The 16,250-nt window shown below is 66.5% G+C and carries 14 protein-coding genes; 2 read left to right on the top strand and 12 right to left on the bottom strand.

Annotated elements, in window-relative coordinates; all coding sequences use genetic code 11:
- Positions 1-20 precede the first annotated feature (20 nt).
- On the bottom strand, positions 21-2,783 hold the full coding sequence (locus C7R54_RS00455) for a cation-transporting P-type ATPase (RefSeq protein ID WP_129148235.1): 2,763 nt from the start codon (positions 2,781-2,783) through the stop codon (positions 21-23).
- A gap of 109 nt (positions 2,784-2,892) precedes the next feature.
- Here C7R54_RS00455 and C7R54_RS00450 point away from each other — a divergent pair, with 109 nt between their 5' ends.
- Positions 2,893-3,207: a hypothetical protein gene (locus tag C7R54_RS00450; RefSeq protein ID WP_129148234.1), complete on the top strand. Its 315-nt coding sequence runs from the start codon at positions 2,893-2,895 to the stop codon at positions 3,205-3,207.
- A 12-nt stretch (positions 3,208-3,219) separates the two neighbouring features.
- Here C7R54_RS00450 and C7R54_RS00445 read toward each other — a convergent pair whose 3' ends face one another.
- The 6 genes from C7R54_RS00445 to C7R54_RS00420 all read right to left on the bottom strand — a co-directional run bounded on the left by C7R54_RS00445 (position 3,220) and on the right by C7R54_RS00420 (position 7,948).
- On the bottom strand, positions 3,220-4,167 hold the full coding sequence (locus tag C7R54_RS00445) for a pyridoxamine 5'-phosphate oxidase family protein (RefSeq protein ID WP_129148233.1): 948 nt from the start codon (positions 4,165-4,167) through the stop codon (positions 3,220-3,222).
- A 41-nt stretch (positions 4,168-4,208) separates the two neighbouring features.
- Positions 4,209-4,820: a glutathione S-transferase family protein gene (locus C7R54_RS00440; RefSeq protein ID WP_129148232.1), complete on the bottom strand. Its 612-nt coding sequence runs from the start codon at positions 4,818-4,820 to the stop codon at positions 4,209-4,211.
- A 159-nt stretch (positions 4,821-4,979) separates the two neighbouring features.
- Positions 4,980-5,882 (bottom strand): LysR family transcriptional regulator, encoded by a 903-nt coding sequence (locus C7R54_RS00435; RefSeq protein WP_129148231.1) that lies wholly within the window; start codon positions 5,880-5,882, stop codon positions 4,980-4,982.
- 129 nt (positions 5,883-6,011) lie between these two features.
- Positions 6,012-6,215: a cold-shock protein gene (locus C7R54_RS00430; protein WP_129148230.1), complete on the bottom strand. Its 204-nt coding sequence runs from the start codon at positions 6,213-6,215 to the stop codon at positions 6,012-6,014.
- 198 nt (positions 6,216-6,413) lie between these two features.
- A complete protein-coding gene (locus C7R54_RS00425) occupies positions 6,414-6,650 on the bottom strand; it encodes a hypothetical protein (RefSeq protein ID WP_129148229.1) in 237 nt (78 codons plus the stop codon).
- A gap of 296 nt (positions 6,651-6,946) precedes the next feature.
- Entirely contained in the window at positions 6,947-7,948 is a 1,002-nt protein-coding gene (locus C7R54_RS00420; RefSeq protein WP_192903601.1) for an oxidoreductase, read from the bottom strand.
- 103 nt (positions 7,949-8,051) lie between these two features.
- On the opposite strand from C7R54_RS00420, the gene C7R54_RS00415 reads away from it, so the two are divergent.
- Positions 8,052-8,990, top strand: a complete 939-nt coding sequence (locus C7R54_RS00415) for an AraC family transcriptional regulator (protein ID WP_192903563.1) — start codon at positions 8,052-8,054, stop codon at positions 8,988-8,990.
- A 113-nt stretch (positions 8,991-9,103) separates the two neighbouring features.
- Here the strand turns inward: C7R54_RS00415 and C7R54_RS29410 are convergent, their stop codons facing one another.
- The 5 genes from C7R54_RS29410 to C7R54_RS00385 are packed head-to-tail and all read right to left on the bottom strand — an operon-like array spanning position 9,104 to position 16,209.
- The gene (locus C7R54_RS29410; RefSeq protein WP_338026103.1) at positions 9,104-11,842 is read right to left on the bottom strand and encodes an LLM class flavin-dependent oxidoreductase; all 2,739 of its coding nucleotides are present in this window, start codon (positions 11,840-11,842) and stop codon (positions 9,104-9,106) included.
- Positions 11,843-11,860: 18 nt separating this feature from the next.
- Complete coding sequence (locus tag C7R54_RS00400; RefSeq protein ID WP_129148225.1) at positions 11,861-12,652, bottom strand: class II aldolase/adducin family protein; 792 nt, start codon at positions 12,650-12,652, stop codon at positions 11,861-11,863.
- Positions 12,649-13,584: an ABC transporter permease gene (locus C7R54_RS00395; protein ID WP_129148224.1), complete on the bottom strand. Its 936-nt coding sequence runs from the start codon at positions 13,582-13,584 to the stop codon at positions 12,649-12,651. The genes C7R54_RS00400 and C7R54_RS00395 overlap by 4 nt, the downstream gene beginning before the upstream one ends.
- Positions 13,585-13,594: 10 nt before the next feature.
- Positions 13,595-14,572 (bottom strand): ABC transporter permease, encoded by a 978-nt coding sequence (locus tag C7R54_RS00390; protein ID WP_129148223.1) that lies wholly within the window; start codon positions 14,570-14,572, stop codon positions 13,595-13,597.
- 17 nt (positions 14,573-14,589) lie between these two features.
- Entirely contained in the window at positions 14,590-16,209 is a 1,620-nt protein-coding gene (locus tag C7R54_RS00385; protein ID WP_129148222.1) for an ABC transporter substrate-binding protein, read from the bottom strand.
- Positions 16,210-16,250 lie beyond the last annotated feature (41 nt).

The raw sequence follows: 16,250 nt of genomic DNA, 5'->3' as shown, positions 1-16,250 counted from the left end.
AGGCCGCCGGGGATCTCCGCCTAGCCGTCGCCCGTGACGGTCTCCCGCTGCGCCGTCACGGCGCGCCGCCATGCGGGTACGGCGCGTATGACCACTTTCTCCATTTCCACGATAAGGAAAAACAGTACGGCGCCCGCGAACAGCTTGACCCAAACAAGTGTAGCCAGCGCTTCGGTCGAGAAGATCGCCTGCAAGGGTGGCGCGTAGGTGAACAGCAGTTGCAGCACCACCACGGCGAGTATGCCGTACCAGAGCAGCGGATTGCCTCGATGCGCGCGTGGGGTCAGCGACGACAGGATCAGGTGCCGGCTATTGAGCAGGTAGAACACCTGTCCCAGGGTGATGGCATTGACCGCCGCCGTGCGTGCCATGGCTTCGGACGCACCCTGCGCGCGCATCGCGAAGAACGTCAGCAGCGTATATATCAGCAGCGCCGCCCCGACGAACAACACCCGCCAGATGCCGAAGCTGTTGAGTATGGGCCGGTCGACGGCGCGCGGCGGCCGACTCATCACATCGGATTCGTGCGGCTCGAATGAGATCACCAGGCCCAACGCCACGGACGTGATCATATTCACCCACAGGACCTGGGGCGCCGTGATGGGCAGGGCGAAGCCGAACAGGATGGCCGCGGCGATCACGGCGCCCTGGGCGACGTTGGTCGGCAGCATGAACAGGATGGCCTTCTCGATATTGTTGTAGACCGTGCGGCCTTCCTTCACCGCGGCCGAGATCGACGCGAAGTTGTCGTCGGCCAGGATCATGCCGGCCGCCTCCTTCGTGACCTCGGTGCCCTTGATGCCCATGGCCACGCCGATGTCCGCCATTTTCAGCGCGGGAGCGTCGTTGACGCCGTCGCCCGTCATGGCCACCACCTGGCCGTTGGCCTGGATGGCTTTCACCAGGCGCAGCTTGTGTTCCGGGCTGGCGCGGGCGAACACATCGATGCGCCGCACGCAGTCCTGCAGCGCCGCGTCGTTCATGGCTTCGATCTCGACGCCGGCGACGGCCGTGCGGCCGTCGCCGATGCCCAGCATGCGCGCGATGGCCGCCGCGGTGATCTTGTGGTCGCCGGTGATCATGGTGACCCGTATGCCGCCCTCGTGGCATTCGCGTACGGCTTCGATGGCTTCCTTGCGCGGCGGGTCCATGAGGCCCACGAGGCCCAGGAACACGAGGTCGCGCGGCAAGTCGCGCGGATCGAGTCCACCGGCGCGGCCGCCCAGGCCAGGATCAGGCAGCCACGCCAGGCCCAGCACGCGCTCGCCCTGTGAGGCCAGCCGTTCTCCTTCGCGCACGAAATACGCCCGGTCGATGGGGCAGACGCCGCGGACCGTCTGCTGCCGGTCGCAGTGCTCCATGATGACTTCCGGCGCGCCCTTGACCAGCAGCATGTCGCCGTCGGCTGCCCGGTTCAGGGTCGCCATGAACTTGTGCTCGGATTCGAAGGGGATGGCATCGACCCGCGGCGCGGCGGCCGCGGCCGTGGCACGGTCCATGCCCAGCTTGGCCGCGAACGGGTACAGCGCGCCCTCGGTGGGATCGCCTTCGACCTTCCACTTGCCCTCGGCCTGGAACAGTTCCGCGTCATTGCAGAGGTTGGACACCAGGCCCATCATTTTCAGCGCGTCCGGGATCGTGCCGGCTATTGGCATGCCGTCCTGGATGACTTCGCCTTCGGACGCATAGCCGTCGCCGCTCACGTCATAGGCGCCGTCGGCCGTCACGACGGTGGTGACCATCATCTCCATCAACGTCAGCGTGCCCGTCTTGTCCGAGCAGATCCGCGACACGGACCCGAGCGTCTCGACCGCGGGCAGGCGGCGGATGATGGCATTGCGCCGCGCCATGCGCTGGACACCGATGGCCAGCGTGATGGTGATGAGCGCCGGCAGGCCTTCCGGGATCACCGACACCGCGATGCCGACGATGGCCTGGAACAGCTGGACGAAGGTCATGTGCCCCAGCCAATGGCCCCAGGCGAAGAGCAGGACGCTGATGGCGCCGATCACGGCGGTGATGATGTAGCCGAACTTCTTGATCTGGCGCAGCAGCGGGGTCTCCAGGACATTGACCTCGGCCAGCATCTGGTTGATGCGCCCCAGCTCGGTGTGGCTCCCTGTGGCCACCACCACGCCCGTCGCGCGGCCCGACACGACCAGCGTGCCGGAGAAGGCCATGTTCTCGCGATCGCCCACGGTGGCGTTCTCGGGCACCGGGGCGGCGTTCTTTTCGGCGGGGACCGACTCGCCCGTCAGCGCGGCCTCTTCGGTGCGCAGGTTCCTGGCGTCGACCAGGCGCAGGTCCGCGGGGATCTTGTCGCCCGATTCCAGCAAGACGATATCGCCGGGCACCAGGTCGTCGGCGGGAATGAGACGGGCCGCGCCATTGCGCAGGACGCGCGCCTGCGCGGACAGCATGTTGCGGATCGAGTCCAGCGCCTTCTCCGCGCGGCCTTCCTGCACGAAGCCCAGCAGGGAATTGAGGATGACGACGGCGAAGATGATGGAGGCGTCCAGCCACAGGCTCAACATCAGCTTGATGAAGCCCGAGACCAGCAGTACGTAGATGAGGATATTGTTGAACTGGCCGAGAAAGCGGGCGACGGGGCCTTTTTTCTTGCCTTGCGGAAGCCGGTTGGGACCGCAGGCGCCCAGGCGCTGGGCGGCGTCCGCGCCATCGAGGCCCTGCGTGGGATCGACCTTCAACTGGCGTTCGACCTCGTCGGCCGGCAGCGCATGCCAGGGTGTGCCATCCATACCCACTTGCTGAGCTGAGTTCATCCCCGTCTCTCCCGGTTGCCTTGCACTGGAGCGCAGGGGGAGCGGGACCGGAACTCGCGCTTGCTGGTCCATCCCCGGACATTACCCGGCCGATGATAGCGGCCACCCCGTGTCGCGGCAAGCCGAGGGCCTTTGCGGGCAGGCGCAAGCCGCCGTCATGCTGGCGGACTTGATGTGGATCAACACGGGCGGCAGCATAGGCGGCAACAGTAAGGCATATACCGCGAGGGAGCTGACCATGAAGAGCGATTCCTATGACATAGCCTGCCTGGCATCGATGCTGATCCATTTCCTGACCACGGTCGGCGTGTCGCGCGACGAAGCGGTCCAGGTGCTCAGGGCCACGGAAGACATGCTGCCCGCCGAGGACCCGTCGCGACCCGCGCGACACGCGGCGGTCGAGGCCTTGGCGCCCGCACTGTAGGCAAGGCGGGCCTTATTCCCAGTCGCCGGTGAGCAGGGCATGCGGCGATGTCCCGGCTGCGTCGTCCGACCAGCGCAAGGGTAGGGCCTGCGGCCGGCGTACGATGCGTTCAGGGAAGAAGCGCCACAACCGTTCCGCGCCCTGGAAGGCGGCAATTGCCGGGTCGTCGACGATGACGTCCACGCGGCCCGTCATCTGCAGCAGGCCGCCCGTCGCGAAGTCGACGAAGGTGACGCCGGCCCGCGGATTGAGCATGAAATTGCCCAGCGTATTGAAGAAGAGATTGCCGTTGAAATCCGGGATCGTCATGCCGCCATCCTTGTCCAGGCGGACGAAGCCCGGCTTGCCGCCGCGATGGGACACGTCGACCTGGCGGCCCTGTCCAGGCAGGTCCGCGTAGGACGCCACGAAGAATGTCGCGGACCTGGAAATCAAGGCCAGGGCGGCCGCATCGAGGGCGTCCAGCATTTGGGACGGGGACCCTGCCTCTTCCCAAGGATCGCGGGTGTACGCCAGGTTGCGCTGATGGATATAACGCGGGCAATTGCCGAAGCTCTGCGCCACGTCGATATGGGCCGGCTTGCCGCCCGCGTGGCGCAGCACGCCGTTGAGGCGATTGCGCCGGCGGGTGGCCAGGTCCACGCCCAGCAGGCCGACCGCGCAACCGTCGGCTAGCCCTTCATCCGCGGGGTCGGCGCTGACTTGCGCCAGCGCGACGCACAGGCGCCGCGGGTCGGGAGACGCCAGGAAACCCGGCGGCCCCGCCCGCAATGTGGCCCAGGGCGTGCCATCCCGCGCGACCGTTCCCAGCACGACAAAAGGCAGTTGCGCGAAGAATTCTCGATGCTGGTCCGGCATGTGGTCGCGGATGAAGCGACGTCCCACGCCGTCCATTTTTTCCATCGCGCCGGCGCGGGCTTGCAAGGCCAGTTCGCCGGCGTGCCAGGGCAGGGAGGACATATGAGCTCCTTGACGGGAAGAGGCGGGAAGCGCCGCTGCGCTCAGGCCGCCAGGCCGACCGCGGTGCGCGGGAATTCCACGAACCCGGGCAGGGCTTCCATTCTTGCCAGCCAACCGCGTACGTTGGGATAGTCCTTCAGGTCCACGTAGCCTTCGGGCGCGCGCGCCGTGTAGCTGTACAGGGCCACATCCGCGATGGTCGGGCGCGAACCGGCGATCCACGCGCCCTCGGCCAGGGCGTCGTCCATCCGCTTCAGGACGACGTGGGCGCGGGCGATCGCCACCTCGGCATCGACCCGCGCACCGAAGACGGTGACCAGGCGGGCAGTGGCCGGACCAAAGGCGATGTCGCCGGCCGCGACCGACAGCCAGCGCTGCACGGCGGCGGCTTCCTTCGGCGTCTCGGACAGCCAGTCCGTCCTGCCGTGTTTCTTGGCCAGGTACACCAGGATGGCGTTGGAATCCGGGATGACGGTGTCGTCGTCGATCAGCACCGGAACCTGGCCGAAGGGATTGAGCTTCAGGAACTCGGGCTGCTTGTGGGCCCGGCTGGCCAGGTCCACGTCGACCCGTGCACAGGGCAGTCCAAGTAGCGACAGGAACAGGTCGACGCGGTGGCAATGACCGGATAGCGGGTGGCGGTAGAGTTTCATGGCGGCTGTCCTATATTTTGCGTTTTACACATAATGGCGTGCGAAAACGCATCTTAGGAGTGGCTGCTCGTGGGAAAAATGGCCTGTGTCGCAAGATATTATTCTTGAGACAAGAAGAATCGAGAAAAAATCGCCTGCGAGAGGCCCGCCGCGGGGTTTTTATCCGTTGAGGGATTGATCGGCCCGCAAGCGATCTATCGCCAGATCCAGGAAAGCGCGCACCTTGCGCATGGCATGGCGGCCTTCCCGATGGATGACGTGGATGGGAACCGGCGGCGGTTCGTAGTCGGCCAGGACGACCCGCAGCTTGCCGTCCCGCAACTCGTCGGCGACCTGGTACGAAAGCACCCGCGCCAGGCCCAGGCCCGCCACCGCCGCCGCGATGGCCGAATCATTGGTGCTCGTGGCCAGGCGGGGAGCGTAGCGGTAGGGAAGAACAGTGCCCTGGTGCGAAAAACGCCATTCGGCGAGGGTGGTGATGCCTGTCACCTGTATCAGCGTGTGGCCGGCCAGCTCTTCCGGCGTGCGGGGCAGGCCGTGCGTTTTCAGATAGGACGGCGCGGCGCAGACGACCCGCCGCACACGGCCGACGGGGATGGCCTGCAAGGGAGAGCCGGGCAGCTCGCCTATGCGCACGCCGACATCCACCCCTTCTTCGACCAGGTTGACGTTGCGGTCCAGCAGCAGGCAATGGACATCTACTTCAGGGTACCGTCCCAGGTATTCGACCACGATGGGCGTGACATGGCGGGCGCCGAACAGGACCGGCGCGGTCACCACCAACTGGCCCCGGGGCGTTGCGTGCGTGCCGGCCGCGGCCAGTTCGGCTTCTTCGATTTCAGCCAGGATGCGCTTGCAGTTCTCGAAATACGCCGCCCCGGTGTCGGTCGGGCGCACGACGCGCGTCGTGCGGGTCAGCAGGCGGACGCCCAGATGGGTTTCCAGCTCCGTGACCAGCCGGCTGACCACCGAAAGCGAGATGTCCAGCTTGCGGGCCGCCGGGGTGAAACCGCCGCTTTCGACCACGGCGACGTAGGTCTTCATGGCCTGCATCAGGTCCACGGCGGCGCTCCGAAAATTAGGGTCCGGGCAGTATAGCCAGCGGGCCGTGCTTTTGCCCGCGAAGGTGCAAACGTAAAAAAGCCCTCCTAAGAGGGCTTTTTCATCAACCGTCGCGGTCAGCCCAGAGGCTTACAGCGGGGTGATCTTGGTGGCCTGGGGGCCTTTCTGGCCCATGGCGGGCACATAGCTGACGCGCTGGTTTTCTTGCAGCGACTTGTAGCCGTCGGATTGGATTTCCGAGAAATGGGCGAACAGGTCATTGCCGCCCTTTTCGGGGGTAATGAAGCCAAAACCCTTTTCCGAGTTAAACCACTTGACGATTCCGGTTTCCATGAATTGCGGTACCTTGATGAGTTACGGACGTGCGTCCGGGAGGAGATGATCAAGGCAAGAACATGGACAAATGTGCGTATCACTTGCTCATACGCGGAGGAACAATATCAGGGCACTTGAAAATCTGGGCTAACTATGGGGGTGAGCCCGCGGCGAGTCAAGTTTTATTCGCGATTTGGACCGAATCGAGGCCAAAAACTAGTGAAAACGCTCATAAGGCTTCTCATCTATCCAACGCAGCGACTTCCGTAGCTTTGTAACGAGGTCCTCGACCTGGTCGTGGCTGAGCAGGAATACCTCGCTCGAGTCTTCCTTCGCCTCGGCGCCGTTCTCCGACCGGCTGATGCGCAACAGGATGGTATCGCTGGGGCCCACCAACGCGCCGACGTCTATGGTAGCGACATGCGTGGGGCCTTGAATGTCGATCGTCTCCATGGATGATTTGCCTTATGTAACGCGGACCGGCATCCCCATGCATGAGGGTTATTGCCACATCCAGAACATCGGACTGATGCCATGCACCGAGTAGATGAAGGTCTCGCTGGACTAAGGGAGGCTCATCAGAGCCCATTGAGGGTCGAGCGTGCGGGATGTGGGCAATGTCTGGCGATCCGTCTCCATGGAGTGGCGTGGTCCTTGAAGACTAGCACGGCGGCGCACGACAGTGGAGCGCGCGTTTCCCCCAATTAAGAAGGGACAGGTTGGTTCGCGGGGCGCGCTCCTGCTGCTATCTATCTTGAAACCGGGAACCGCAACCCGGTCAAGGCCTCGCTGACCACCCACAGCCGCGTTGCGGCCACGGGGTCCGTGGCGTGCTCGGCCACGCCCCGTCCTGGGGCCCCGGGATCCAGGTTGGCGAGGTCGCCATCCGCCGGGCCGGCCACGTCGACGTCCTCGCAATACAGGCCGCCCAGGCCGTCGAGTTGCGGGTGGACGGCGCACCAGACCTGGGTGGCGGCGCCCTGCGCCACGGATTTCCACCCCTTGCCGGGATCGATCACCGGCCGGCCTTCGGCGTCCAGGGCGCCGAAGTCGCGCAGTTCCTCCTGGGTCAGGTGTTGCGCCAGATTGGTCACGATCCCGCCCGGGTGCACCGAGAAGGCGCGCACGCCCGCGTCGCGGCCGCGACGGTCCAGCTCCAGGGCGAACAGGGCGTTGGCGGTCTTGGATTGCCCGTAGGCGGCCCAGCGGTCGTAGGCGCAGCGGGCGAACGCCAGGTCGTCGAAGCGGATGGGCGAGTACCGGTGCCCGCGCGAGGACAGGGCGACGACACGCGCGTTGTCCGCGGCGGACAGCGCCTGCCACAATCTGCCCGTCAGGGCGAAATGGCCGATGTGGTTGATGGCGAACTGCATTTCCAGCCCGCGCGCATCGCGTTGCAGCTCGGGCAGGGCCATGATGCCGGCGCTGAGCATCAGGATGTCGAGCGGCCGGCGCTCGGCCAGGAAGCGTTCGGCGAAGCGGTCTATCGTGCGGGCATCGGCCAGGTCCATGGGCCAGACTTCGATGCCCGCAATGCTGGACAGCCGTTGGCGCGCCTTCGCTTGGTCGCGGGCGGGCACGATCACGCGCGCGCCGGCCTGGGCGAGGACGCGGGCCGCCTCCTGGCCCAGGCCGGAGTAGCCGCCCGTGACGATGGCGATGCGGCCGGCCAGGTCGATGCCGGCGATGACGTCCTCGGCGGTGGCGGCGGCCGTGAAGCCGGAGGGCAGGGGTTTTTGGATAGGGGTCACTTGTTGCAGCATGGATGGACTCCTGGGGAAGAGGGAAGGCTGGAGTGCCCCGAGAGTTTGCGCTAAAGTCCTCGAACGATTAATGCTGCCCAGTTCGATATTCATGCTCGATCGTTCAGAAATTCCCGGCGACCCGCTTTCCGACCTGATCCGGCTGGCGGCCGCCCGGCCCACGTATTCGGGCGAACTGCGTGCGGGCGGCAGTTGGGCCATCCGCATGCCCCGGCCGGAAGGGCTCAAGTTCTTTGCCATATTGCACGGCCGCGCGTGGCTGCAATTGCGGCGCGACGAGCCCGCCGTGGAACTGCGGGCGGGCGATGTGGCGATCATGTACTGGCAGCACGATTTCCTGCTGGCCGGCGACCTGGCGGCGCCGGAGCGCGACGCGTCCGAGATCTTCGTGCCGCCCAAGCCGCCGCATTCGAGCGTCACGTTGGGCGACGGATCGACGTTCCATATGTTGGGCGGCCATGCCTTGCTGGACGCCGAATGCGGTCAGTTGCTGGCGGCCGCCTTGCCGCCGCTGATCCACCTGGGCCAGGATGCCAGCGAAGGGCGCATGTTGCGCTGGCTGGTCGAGCGGCTGATCGAAGAGCGTGCCGTGTGCGCCAGCGGCCATGCCCTGATGACGCAGCAATTGACGCAGATGCTGTTCTTGCAGACGCTGCGCCTGCACCTCGCCCGGGCGGGCAGCCTGTTACCCGGCTGGCTGCGCGCGATGTCCGATGAGCGCCTGCAGCCGGCCCTGCGCTGTATCCACGATGAGCCGGGCCGGCCCTGGCAAGTAGAGGAACTGGCGCGCGCCGCCGCCATGTCGCGAACTACCTTCGCGGTACGCTTCAAGGCCGTGGCGGGCGTGTCGCCCATGGCCTACCTCACCCATTGGCGCATGCAGCTTGCCCGCCACGCGTTGAAGCATGATCCGCGGCCTTTCAGCAGTTGGATGGAAGGATTGGGCTACGCCAGCGAAAGCGCGTTCAGCCACGCCTTCAAGCGGACCACGGGCCTGTCGCCGGCGCAATACCGGCGGGCCGTGCTGTAACGGGCGCCGCCGGATAGACTGGTCGTGCTGCCTGGCGCCAGGCAGTGCGACGTAGCGGCTACCAGGCGCCAGACAGGGCGGCACCAGGCACAACTACACAGCGCGAGCCAGCGCTACGCAGCGCCGGCGTCCGGTACGGCAAGCCGGATACCGGCCACCGTGGGAGCGCCGATGCGCGCGGGCAGCGCGGCTTCCCATTCGAGATAGGCGGCGCTGGACGCGGCATTGCCTTCGTGGCGATCGTGCAGCCACGCCAGGAAATCGATGCGTTCCACGCCAGGTGGCAAGGCTTGCGCGCTTGCCACTGGCAGTCCTGCTGCACGCCATGCTTCCAGTCCCCCGCGCAGCAGGGACACCCGCGCGTGCTCGCGCAGGTCCAGCGCGACCAGGTGTGCCACGCCGGCATCGTCTCCCGTGACGATGACGTGGCCGGCGCGGCGCGCCTCGTCGTCGTCCAGCCGTGAGCGGTTTATCCAGCGCGCGCCTTGCGGATGCGCGCGCAGGAAGCCCGCGCTGTCGCTGGTATCCAGCAACAAGGCGCCGCGCTGGATCGCGGCGGCGGCCGCCGCCGGATCCACGGCTTCCACCGCCGGCAAGGCCGGACGCGCCGGCGCGGGATGGCCGCGTTCGCCTTCGGCCACCAGCGTCCCGGCGTCGCGCGCCAGGACGGCGACTTCCCATCCCAATTGCTTTAGCCAGTACGCCGTCAGTGTGGCGCGGATGCCGTCGTCATCGGCAAGGACCAGCCGCGCACCGCGGACGGCGGCCGCTTCGTCCAGGCGCTGGATCAATTGCACGCCTTGCACGAAGGACGCGCCGGGATGATGCCCGGCGGCATATTCTTCGCGGGTACGCACGTCGAACACATAGGTGGTGCGCGAGGGATCGTCCTGCCAGGCGGCCAGCGTGCGCGCATCGATGGCGGGAATGCCATGACGACTTGCCAGGTCGCGCGCGGCGGGCTGGGCGCGCAGGCGCGAGGCCGGACTGGCCGGGGCGGACTCCCGCGCCGGCCCGGTCTCAAGCGCCAGTCCGGCCAGGCGCCACCCCTGCGTGCCGCCGCGCAGGGCGACGACGCGGTTCGGCACGCCGGCGGACAGCAGGGTCTGCGCGCCCATGACGCCGCGGGTGCGCCCGGCGCAACTGATCACCACCAGGGTCTCGGGGTCCGGCACCAGGTCGGCGAATCGCGGCACCAGTTCGCTGCCGGGGCAGGCGATGGCGCCTGGCACGTGGAAACGGCGGTGCTCCTCGACCGTGCGGCTGTCCAACAGGATGAGATTGGCGTCCTGCCCTTGCAGGCGATGCAACTCCTCCGCGCTGATATCGGGCGTGTGGAAACCGTGCTCGACATATTCGGCGAAGGCTTTGCTAGGTACGTTCACGCCCTGGAACAAGGGCTCGTCCCAGGCGTCGACGCCGCCGCGCAGCGCCGTGACCTGGCTATACCCAAGCTGCGCCAGGGATAGTGCGGCGCGTTCGGCCAATCGGTCGTTTTCAGCAATCAGGACGATGCGTGTGGCAAGTCGGGGAATCAGCGTCCCGATATCCAACTCCAGTCGGCTGTATGGAATGTTCACGGCCAGCAGGGCATGGCCTTCGCCGTAGCGTCCGGCCTCGCGGACGTCGACCAGGGCGATTTCGGCGCCGTCCTGCAGCCATTGCCGCGCGTGAGCGGCATCGATGTAGCGGGTCGTCATGTTCATATCCTCAATCCGGCCTGGCGCAGCAGGGGCAGCACGCGCTCTCCAAAGTATTCCAGTTCGGGTTCGTAGTCGAAAAAGCAGATCTGCAGGCCGTCGCAGCCGGCGGCCTTGAGCGCGATGATCTGGTCGACGATCTGTTCGGGCGTGCCCACCAACTGGATATTGCCGCCCACCGTGCGCTCGTCGCGCGCATGCCCGCGCCACGAACGGCTGTCGCCGGTGGCGTGCGAATGGAAAAAGCCCTCGATGGCCCCCTCGTCGGCGCGGTCCAGGATGGCCTGGTACAGGTCGCGCTTCTTTTTCCGTGTCGCGGCAGATGATCATGGGATTGATCAGGGTACGGACATCTCGTCCGACGGCGCGCGCGCCGCGCTTGACCGCGGCATTGATGTCGGGCAAGGCCTCCAGGGCCCGGTCTATGCGGGCGCCTGCGGGACTGGTGATGAAAATCAGGTCCGAATGTCGCACGGCGCTGGCGATGCCGGCGGGCGAACTGGTGGCGCTGACCAGCACCGGACGGCCGTGGCGAGGCTTGGGTGTCACGTAGGCGTTTTCCAGCGTCCAGTTATCGCCGCGGTAGGTAAGGTTCTCGGTGGAGGACCACAACCGCAGCAGCACATCGACGAACTCGTTGGCGATCTCGTATCGCTGATCGTGCGGAACCTGCTGCTGGCCGAACATGGCCCATTCGTCCTTGCGGAAGCCGGTCACCAGGTTCAGCCCCCACCGACCTTCGGCGATGTGGTCCAGCGTCGCGCCGAATTTCGCCAGGTGCAGGGGATGCCAGGGCCCATACAGGATGTGGACGGTGGAGACGAGCAGGATGCGCTCGGTCATGCCGGCCAGCGCCGCCGTGGCGATGAAGGCGTCGAGCGACGTTTCGCGGTAATGCGTTTCACCGCCGAAACCGCCCTTGGCCAGCCAATGCGCGGGCCCGAATACCAGGTCGAATCCCAGGGCCTCGGCCCGTTGCGTCAGCCGGGCGTTGTACTTGAAAGTCCAGTCGGTGTCGCGCGGCAGGGTGGACATGGTCCAGCCGCCATTGTGTATCGGCAGGAACAGGCCCAGCAGCAGGGGCTGGCGCGTGGCCTGGACCAGGGGGCTGTGCGGCGGCAGATGGGCGAGGGGCGTCGTGATGGCGTTCATGTGCAGGGCGGTCGGCGGTCAGTCCCGGTAGTCCGGCTCGCGGCGGTCCAGCAGGCGTCGCAGGGCCTCGAAGTGCAGCTGGTAGCCGGGCTTGTAGTGGGTCGCCGCGGCGTCGTGCAGGGGCGTCTGGTGAAACTGGCGCTGGGCTTTCTCCAGCTGCGGCGCGGACAGCGGCTTCAGTGGCCGCCCCGTCCACAAGGCATAAAGCTGCACGCGCGCGGCGCGTTCCAGGGTGTACAGGCGGTCGTAGGCTTCCGCCACCGTGCGGCCGGTGACCAGCACGCCGTGATTGCCCATGAAGAGGATGGTCTTCTCGCCCAGGATGCGCGCCAGGCGCTCGCCTTCGGCCCAGTCGCGGGCCAGGCCGTCGTACTCATGGTCGTAGGCGATCTGGTCCAGCACCAGCGCCTCGGTCTGGCCCAGCGGCAGCAGGAAAGGTTCCTGCAGCCGCAATAGCGCGCCGGCGTGCGGCATGTGGGTGTGCAGCACCGCCGCATGCTTGGGGTTGGCGGCGTGGATGGGCGCGTGGATGCAGTACGCGGAACGTTGCAGGATGCCCGCGCCGTCGACCACCTGCCCCTCGAAGTCCACCGTGAGCAGGTCGCTGGTCCTGACCTCGCTCCAGTGCAGGCCGAAGGCCGGCACCAGGAACTGGTCCTCGCGCCGCGGAACCGCGACGGTGAAATGGTTGTAGATGCCTTCCGCGAAATCATGCCAGACGGCGACGCGGTGGGCAGCCGCCAGGTCCAGTCGCGCCTCGCGCACGGCCAGGTCGATGGCGGACAGGGGAGCGGGCGCGGCGATGGTCATCGGGACCTTCCTTTCTGGAGGGGCGTCGGGCGCGCGGCGGCGGCGCGGGAGTTGAGACGGGGGTTGAGGCGGTCGTTCAGCCCACTGCCCACCAGCATGAAGCCGATGACGGTCACGAAGATGGCCACGCCTGGGAGCGCCGTCATGTACCAGCCCGTCCGCAGGGCGTCGCGGCCGGCGCCAACCATGCTGCCCCAGGAAATGACCCCAGGGTCGCCCAGTCCCAGGAAGGACAACGACGCTTCCGTGAGGATGGCCTGCGCGACCAGCATGGCCGTGGCCACGATGACCAGCGGCACGCTGTTGGGCAAGACGTGGCGCGCCAGGATGCGAGCATGGCCCAGGCCGATGGTGGCCGCCGCGGCGACGTACTCGGCATTGCGCACGCGCATGGCTTCCGCGCGTGCCAGCCGCGCGATCTGCGGCCATGACGTGATGCCGATCGCGAATATGATGCTGGCCACCGACGGTTCCAGGATGACGACCAGGACGATGGCAAGCAGGAAGCTGGGCAGCGTCTGGAATATCTCCGTGATGCGCATCAGCACATCATCCGCCCAGCCGCCGAAATAACCCGCCACGATTCCCACGGTGATGCCTACGAACACGGCCAGCAGCGCGGCGGCCACGCCAACCAGCAGGGAAATGCGGCTTGCATGGGCCAGGCCGGCGGCGATGTCCCGTCCCAGCATATCGGTGCCGAGCGGATAGCCGGCCAGGGTGCCCGGCCAGGCATTGGGACGGGCGACGATGTCCAGCGGATCGCCGGGATACAGCAGGCCGGCCGCGAGCGCGACCAGCATGACGAGGCCCAGGATGATGCTGCCCGCGAGCAGCGGCCTTGCGGGGCCGGCTAGACGAAGGAGACGCAGCAGGCGGATGGCGGCCCCCTGGACGGGGAGGTGGCGCGCCAGCGGGAGGGGCAGGTTCATGGCGCCTCCTTCATGGCCGCGCCACCACGATGCGTGGATCCAGCCAGGCGTAGAGTATGTCGATGACCAGGTTCATCACGATGACGAGCATCGAGCTGAAGAGAAAGATGCCGAGCAGCAGGTTGATGTCGCGCTGGAACACGGCATCGAAGGCCAGGCGTCCGAGGCCGGGCCAGGAAAACACCGTTTCCACGACGATGGACCCGCCCAGCAGCGCACCCAATTGCAGTCCGGTGAGCGTGACCACGGGCAGCAGCGCGTTGCGCAACGCATGGACGATGGACACGCGGGGCTCGGACAGTCCCTTGGCGCGCGCGGTCCTGATGTAGTCCTGGCCCAGCACTTCCAGCATGGCGGCGCGCGTCATGCGCACATAGATGGAAAGGTGAAACGCGGCCAGCGTGCAGGCGGGCAGCGCCAGGTGCCGCAGCAGGTCCACCCATCCCGCCCAGGTGTCCAGGCCCGGTCCGCCGACCGTCGTCATGCCGGAAGACGGCAGCCAGCGCAAATGCACCGAAAAAACGACGATGAGCATCAGGCCGATCCAGAAGACCGGCGTGGCGAACCCCACCGTGGACAAGGTGGCGATGCCTTCGTCCGCCCAGCTGCCGTGGCGCCTGGCCGAGAACACGCCCAGCGCGACGCCTATCGAGGACGCCAGCGCGATGCTGGTGAGCATCAGCACCAGCGTCGGCCCCAACCGCTCGACGATGAGCGCGCTGACCGGCATGCCGTTGCGAAAGGAGAACCCGAGGTCCAGGTGGGCGAGATTCCCCAGGTAGTGGCTGAAGATGGTCCAGCTGGACTGGTCCAGGCCGAACCGGCCGCGCAGCTGCGCCATGTATTCCGGCGTGGCGGAGCCGGATTCGCCGGCGATCACGTCCACCAGGTCGCCCGGCGCCAGGCGCAGCAGGAAATAGGTCAGCAGGACGACCGCAAGGACGATGGGAACCAGTTGCAGCAGGCGACGCAGGATATAGGACAGCATGGATCGGGGGCGCCACGTTATTCCGGCCGTAGCCAGACGTTCTTTAGGGAAGCCAGCGCGGCGTCCGGCGCGCTGGACAGGCCCTGCACCCGCTTGCTGGCAACGGTGAAATTCTCTTGCTCGAAGAGGGGGATGACAGGCAGGTCCTGTTGCGCAAGCCGCTGGAACTGGTGAAAGAGCTCGACCCGCTTGGCGGCGTCGGCCTCGACCTGGATGGCGGCGATCAACGCGTCCATTTCCGGACTGCTGTAGCCGGACGCGTTGGACCAGGGCGTCCCCTGGGAAATCGCCTTGCTGGAATAGTGCCGCAGGCCGCCGATCTGCGGGTCCAGCGAGGGCACCCAGCGGCCGGTGTTGATATCGAAGTCGTAGGCGCCGTACACCGCCTTCAGGTGGCCCGCGATGTCACGGTTGTTGACCTTGACGTCGATGCCGACGCGGCGCAGGGCCTGGCGGATGTATTCGGCGTTGTTCTTGAAGGTCTCGTGGAAGTTCTGGTATTCCTGGTTGAGCGTGAAGCGCATGCCGCCGGCCTTGCGCGGATACCCGGCCTCGTCCAGCAGGCGCTCGGCGGCCTTGGGGTCGTAGGGATACTGGGGTACGCCCTCGCTGGTGTGAAAGGCGGTAAGCGACGAAGGAATGGGACTGACGGCGGGCTTGCCCAGCCCATACCAGACCGTGTCGATCAAGGCCTGCTTGTCGATGGCCTGGTCGATGGCGCGGCGCACGCGCACATCCTTCAGGATGGGATTGCGCAGGTTGAATTCCAGAAATACATATGCCGATTGCCAGGCATAGCCATCGGTCTTGACCACCAGGCCAGGCAGGGCGCGCAGGCGGCTGACGTCCGCATACGGAACGGCGTCGAAGGGGGCGTATTGCACATCGCCCGTTTCCAGCGCGACGGCGCGCGATGCCGGATCCGGAATGACGCGGAATACGATCTTGTCGAGGTAAGGCTTACCCTTATCCCAGTAATCAGGATTGCGTTCAAGCTCGATGTACTGGCCCTTCTTCCATTCCTTGAAGCGGAATGGTCCGGTGCCTACAGGCTTCAGGTTGTACGGATTCGTCAGGATGTCCGTGCCCTCGTAGAGGTGGCGCGGCAGTATCTGGGCTTCATTGGCGTTGAGCGAGCTGAAGATCACCAGCGACGGGTGCCTGAGCTTGAACACGGCGGTCAGCGGATCGGGCGTCTCCACGTCATCCAGCGCGGCAAAGGTGGAGCGGCCGCGCGGATGCAGCTTCTTCCACACTTCCAGCGCGCTGAACCTCACGTCGGCGGACGTGAAGGGCCGGCCATCGTGCCATTTGACCCCCGGGCGCAAATGGAAAGTCACCGTCTTGCCGTCGGGTGACGTCTCCCAGCTCGTGGCCAGCGCCGGCTGCAACTGCTGCTTGTCGTCGAAGGCCAGCAGGCCTTCCAGGATATTGGTGCCGACGGTGCCGATGGGGAAGCTGGTGTTGAAGGCCGTCGTCAGCACCGGCGGCTCGGGCTGCACGATGGCTTGCAGCACGCCGCCGTGGACAGGCGCCTCGTCGGCCAGGGCGGAGGCGCTCAGCGCGCCGCCTAGCGCGAGAGCGGCGAGCGACCAACGCGCGGCCGCCGCGAAAAGAGAATAGCGAGACTTGGTCATGCGGGATTTCCGACAGGTTCACATGCCGGCCGTCGCGGTCC

Origin of the sequence: Achromobacter aloeverae (assembly GCF_004121055.1) — a bacterium.
In the GTDB taxonomy this organism is placed as follows: domain Bacteria; phylum Pseudomonadota; class Gammaproteobacteria; order Burkholderiales; family Burkholderiaceae_B; genus Bordetella_C; species Bordetella_C aloeverae.
The sequence above is the reverse complement of the archived record's forward strand: the minus strand, read 5'-3'. Positions and strand labels throughout refer to the sequence as shown.

Bases quoted from the DNA above. Each gene is read 5' to 3' on its own strand.
- C7R54_RS00455 (WP_129148235.1), bottom strand. From the start codon at position 2,783: ATGAACTCAGCTCAGCAAGTGGGTATGGATGGCACACCCTGGCATGCG.
- C7R54_RS00445 (WP_129148233.1), bottom strand. From the start codon at position 4,167: ATGTCCTCCCTGCCCTGGCACGCCGGCGAACTGGCCTTGCAAGCCCGC.
- C7R54_RS00440 (WP_129148232.1), bottom strand. From the start codon at position 4,820: ATGAAACTCTACCGCCACCCGCTATCCGGTCATTGCCACCGCGTCGAC.
- C7R54_RS00430 (WP_129148230.1), bottom strand. From the start codon at position 6,215: ATGGAAACCGGAATCGTCAAGTGGTTTAACTCGGAAAAGGGTTTTGGC.
- C7R54_RS00425 (WP_129148229.1), bottom strand. From the start codon at position 6,650: ATGGAGACGATCGACATTCAAGGCCCCACGCATGTCGCTACCATAGAC.
- C7R54_RS00415 (WP_192903563.1), top strand. From the start codon at position 8,052: ATGCTCGATCGTTCAGAAATTCCCGGCGACCCGCTTTCCGACCTGATC.
- C7R54_RS29410 (WP_338026103.1), bottom strand. From the start codon at position 11,842: ATGAACGCCATCACGACGCCCCTCGCCCATCTGCCGCCGCACAGCCCC.
- C7R54_RS00400 (WP_129148225.1), bottom strand. From the start codon at position 12,652: ATGACCATCGCCGCGCCCGCTCCCCTGTCCGCCATCGACCTGGCCGTG.
- C7R54_RS00395 (WP_129148224.1), bottom strand. From the start codon at position 13,584: ATGAACCTGCCCCTCCCGCTGGCGCGCCACCTCCCCGTCCAGGGGGCC.
- C7R54_RS00390 (WP_129148223.1), bottom strand. From the start codon at position 14,572: ATGCTGTCCTATATCCTGCGTCGCCTGCTGCAACTGGTTCCCATCGTC.
- C7R54_RS00385 (WP_129148222.1), bottom strand. From the start codon at position 16,209: ATGACCAAGTCTCGCTATTCTCTTTTCGCGGCGGCCGCGCGTTGGTCG.